The 4,437-nt window shown below is 58.9% G+C and carries 3 protein-coding genes; all 3 read left to right on the top strand.

Annotated features, from left to right (window positions below; genetic code table 11):
* The first annotated feature begins 84 nt into the window (after positions 1-84).
* Complete coding sequence (gene topA, locus Q5H33_RS08145; protein WP_226856986.1) at positions 85-3,165, top strand: type I DNA topoisomerase; 3,081 nt, start codon at positions 85-87, stop codon at positions 3,163-3,165.
* 74 nt (positions 3,166-3,239) lie between these two features.
* Positions 3,240-3,893, top strand: a complete 654-nt coding sequence (tmk, locus tag Q5H33_RS08140) for a dTMP kinase (protein WP_117502061.1) — start codon at positions 3,240-3,242, stop codon at positions 3,891-3,893.
* On the top strand, positions 3,890-4,437 hold a 548-nt coding region (locus Q5H33_RS08135; RefSeq protein ID WP_302423956.1), incomplete at its 3' end, for an AAA family ATPase. The genes tmk and Q5H33_RS08135, both read left to right, overlap by 4 nt.

Here is a 4,437-nt window from a genome sequence, read left to right as displayed (position 1 = left end):
CGCTCGCGCCACACGGGCGGTTTGCCAACTGCATACGGTCAGTGAGTATTATTGCGTTGCAAACGCTAGTAATAAGGAGTGGCTATGGCTACCGGCAGCAAGCTCGTGATTGTGGAGTCTCCCACCAAGGCCAAGAAAATCGGTGGGTATTTAGGCTCCGAATATACGGTGATGGCCTCGGTCGGCCATATTCGAGATCTTGCGCAGCCAAGCCAGGTGCCGGCCGCCGACAAAACCAAATTCGGCAAGTTCGGCGTTGATGTGGAAGACGGATTCAAGCCGTACTACATCGTCGATGGCAACAAGAAGAAAACCGTATCCGAACTGAAAAGCGCGTTGAAAAAAGCCGACACCCTGTACCTCGCAACCGATGAGGATCGCGAGGGAGAGGCCATCGCCTGGCATCTGGTACAGACGCTCAAGCCGAAAGTGCCGGTTAAGCGCATGGTGTTCCACGAAATCACGAAGGAAGCCATCAAAGCGTCGCTTGACAATACTCGCGACGTTGACGACGACATGGTCGACGCACAGGAAACCCGCCGTATTCTGGACCGCCTGTACGGCTATGAGCTTTCTCCGGTGCTGTGGCGCAAGGTTGGGCCGGGTCTTTCCGCGGGCCGTGTGCAGTCCGTCGCCACGCGTTTGATCGTGGAGCGCGAGCGCGAGCGTATGGCGTTCGTGCGTGCCCCGTATTGGGATGTCACCGCAACGTTGGAGGCGCCGGATGCCGATGGCAATAATGTTGCGTTCGATTCTCGTATGGTGTCGTTGGGTGGCCGTCGTTTAGCTGGTTCCAAGGATTTCGGCGCCGATGGCAAGCTGACTGCGGCCGGTGCGAAGGATCAGGTCGTGCAGTTGGACGAGGCGCAGGCTTCCGCGATTGCGCAGGCATTGGAATTTGCAACGTTTACTGTCGCGTCGATGGAAACCAAGCCGTACCGTCGCCGTCCGGTTCCACCGTTTACCACGTCCACCTTGCAGCAGACCGCCGGCAATCGTCTCGGCATGAGCTCGCGTCAGACCATGCGTGCGGCGCAAGGATTGTACGAAAACGGCTATATCACCTACATGCGTACCGATTCGGTGACGCTGTCGCAGGAAGCGATCGCAGCCGCTCGTGAAGCGGTCGTCAAGCATTTCGGCGAAAACTATCTGTCGGACGCGCCGAAACAATATGCCACAAAGACGGCAGGCGCGCAGGAAGCCCACGAATGCATCAGGCCGGCGGGCGCGAAATTCCGTGACCCTGCGGAAATCGCAAGCAAAGTGCCGGCCGACCAGCTCAAGCTGTACACGCTGATCTGGCAGCGCACGCTTGCCTGCCAGATGGCAGACGCAACCGGTTCCACGGCGACCGTGCGACTGTCCGCACCGACCGAATCGAATGGGGAAGCCATGTTCCAGGCTTCCGGCACTGTCATCGAATTCCCCGGCTTTATGAAGGCGACCGGTGAAGGCCGCCGCGCATCCGCCGAATCGAAGAAGGGCGATGCTGCTGGAAGCGTTGAACAGGCTGCGCAATCCGGTAAATCCAGCAAAGCGGATAAGAAGTCGGATGACAATGTGTCGCTTCCGCCGATGAATCCGGGCGATGCGCTCGCCGCGGTGGCGGTTGGTGCCGACGGACACGAAACTCAGCCTCCGGCGCGTTACACCGAAGCGTCGCTCGTGAAAACGTTGGAACAGAAGGAAATCGGCCGCCCGTCCACGTATGCGAGCATTATTTCCACGATTATCGATCGCGGGTACGTGTATGAGCGCGGTCGTGCGTTGATTCCGTCGTGGCTCGCGTTCTCCGTGGTCAAATTGCTGGAAACGAAGTTCCCGCGGTATGTGGATTACGAGTTCACTGCCGATATGGAAAGCGGTCTTGACCAGATCGCGAGCGGTCAGGAGACCGGCAGGAATTGGCTGACCCGCTTCTATTTCGGTTCCGGTGAGGGTGCCGCGCAGTCTGCGGACGAGGCGCATGCCGGCTTGCAGCAGCAGGTCGCGCAGTTGGGTGAAATCGACGCTCGCGAGATCAATACGATTGAGATCGGCGACGGTTTGCATGTGCGCGTCGGTCGATATGGCCCGTATTTGGAGGATATGAACCATCTGGATGATGAGGGCAATCCGAAGCGTGCCTCGCTGCCGGATACGCTTGCTCCGGATGAGCTGACGGTGGAAGTCGGTCATGATTTGATCGAGAACCATTCCGGCGGTCCGCGCGCTCTTGGCGTCGATCCGGTTTCCGGAGGCACCGTTGAAGTGCGTAATGGTCGTTTCGGGCCGTATGTTGCGCTGGTGATGCCTTCTGCCGATGCCGGCGATGCTGGTGGTGCTGCCGAGGGCGCTAGTGAGAAGCCGAAGCGCGGCAAGGGTGCGAAGAAAGCCGCTGCCGATCGCCCGAAGATGGCGTCGTTGTTCAAGACGATGAGTCCGGAATCGTTGACGTTGGATGATGCGTTGCGTCTGCTGAGCTTGCCGCGTGAAGTCGGTTCGTATGAAGAGGTGGATGCGCAGACCGGTGAAGTGCAGACGGTTACCGTGCAGGCCAATAATGGTCGTTACGGTCCGTATTTGACGAAGACCGGTGCCGATGGCAAGTCGGATACGCGTTCGCTTGCTTCGGAAGATGAGATTTTCACGGTTGATTTGGATAAGGCGAAGGAACTGTTCGCCCAGCCGAAGTATGGCCGTGGGCGTGGCCGTGGCGCTGCGAAGCCGCCGCTGCGCGAATTGGGCGTCGATCCGGAAACGCAGAAGCAGGTGACCATCAAGGAAGGCTTCTACGGCGCGTATATCACCGATGGTGAGACGAATCGTACGTTGCCGAAGCAGTATGCTCCTGAGTCGATCGAACCGGCCGAGGCGTTCCGTTTGCTGGCTGAGAAGCGTGCGCAGGGCCCGTCGAAAAGGCGTGGACGTAAGACTGCCGCCGGCAAGGGCGGGGCTAAGAAGGCTGGTGCTGCCAAGGCTTCTAAGACTTCCAAGGCGGCTTCCGTCGATAAGGCTCGTGCCGATCGCCGTGCCAAGGTGCGCGAGTTGGCCGATAAGGGTTGGGCCAACACCCGTATCGCCAAGGAGATCGGTTCCACGCCGACCACGGTGAAGGCCGATGTGGAATGGCTTGCCGCCAACGAAGGCTACACCCGTCCCGCCGTAGTTCCCGCCCGGTGATGAACAGTCTGGTGGACTGTTCGTAGCAGTGAGCAGCGGTAGCGTTGCGAACGCCGCAATGTAGAGTGATGAATATGCAAGGCATATTCATCTCCTTTGAAGGTGTAGACGGCGTCGGCAAAACCACGCAGGTTGAACGGTTGCGTGCGTACGTTGAGGCGCAGGGGCGCGAATGCGTGGTCACGCGCGAGCCAGGCGGTACTGTGCTTGGCGTGGCGATTCGCGAGTTGCTGCTTGGCGGCGTGGAAGGTTCCGATGCGGATATCGCTCCGCGTGCGGAGGCGCTGCTGTTCGCCGCTGACCGTGCCCAGCATGTTGCCGAGGTGATTCGCCCTGCACTGGAACGCGGTGCCGTGGTAATTACCGATCGGTACCTTGATTCTTCTCTTGCATACCAGGCTGGCGGCCGCGAATTGACGGCAGGTGAAATCCGCGACTTAAGTATGTGGGCAACGTGTGAGCTATTGCCGAATCGCACGTATCTGCTGGATCTTGACCCTGTGCAATCGCATGCACGACTGCAGCATGATGAAGATCGCATGGAGTCTGCAGGAAACGATTTCCAACGTCGTACACGACAGGCGTTTCTTGACTTGGCAAAGGCGGAATCGCAACGCTTCCGCGTGATTGATGCCAGCCAATCCATCGATGAAGTATGGGCGCATATTCAGTCTGATTTTGCGCAAATCAGTCAAATGAAAACTTTCCAATCGGAGGCCGCCCAGTGAGCGTGTGGGATTCGATTGTCGGCCAGCAGCAGGTTGTCGAACAACTCAAAGCCATCGCAAGTGGCGATCCGAAAGCCATTGCGCAATCCTGGCTGATTTGCGGTCCTCCGGGATCGGGTCGTTCCAATGTGGCGCGCGCGTTTGCTGCGGCGTTGGAGAGCCCCGATCATGGTCTTGGCGACGAGCCGACCAAAGCCGCGCAGCAGGTGCTTGCCGGCACTCACCCCGACGTGACCGTGCTGGCCACCAACAAAGTGACCATCGGCATCGACGAGGTGCGAAACATCATCACTACGTCCGAGCAGATGCCAAGCACTGCGCCGTGGCGCATCATCATTATCGAAGATGTCGATCGCATGCTGGAACGCACCACCAACGTGTTGCTCAAGGAGATTGAGGAGCCGAGTGAGCATACGATTTGGCTCTTGTGTGCGCCGAGTGCGCAGGACGTGTTGCCGACGATTCGCTCGCGCACTCGCATCGTCAATCTTGCCGTGCCCTCCACGCAGGCGGTGGCTGCATTTCTGGAGCAAAATGGCGGATT

Source organism: uncultured Bifidobacterium sp., assembly GCF_959020145.1.
Lineage (GTDB): Bacteria > Actinomycetota > Actinomycetes > Actinomycetales > Bifidobacteriaceae > Bifidobacterium.
The sequence above is the reverse complement of the archived record's forward strand: the minus strand, read 5'-3'. Positions and strand labels throughout refer to the sequence as shown.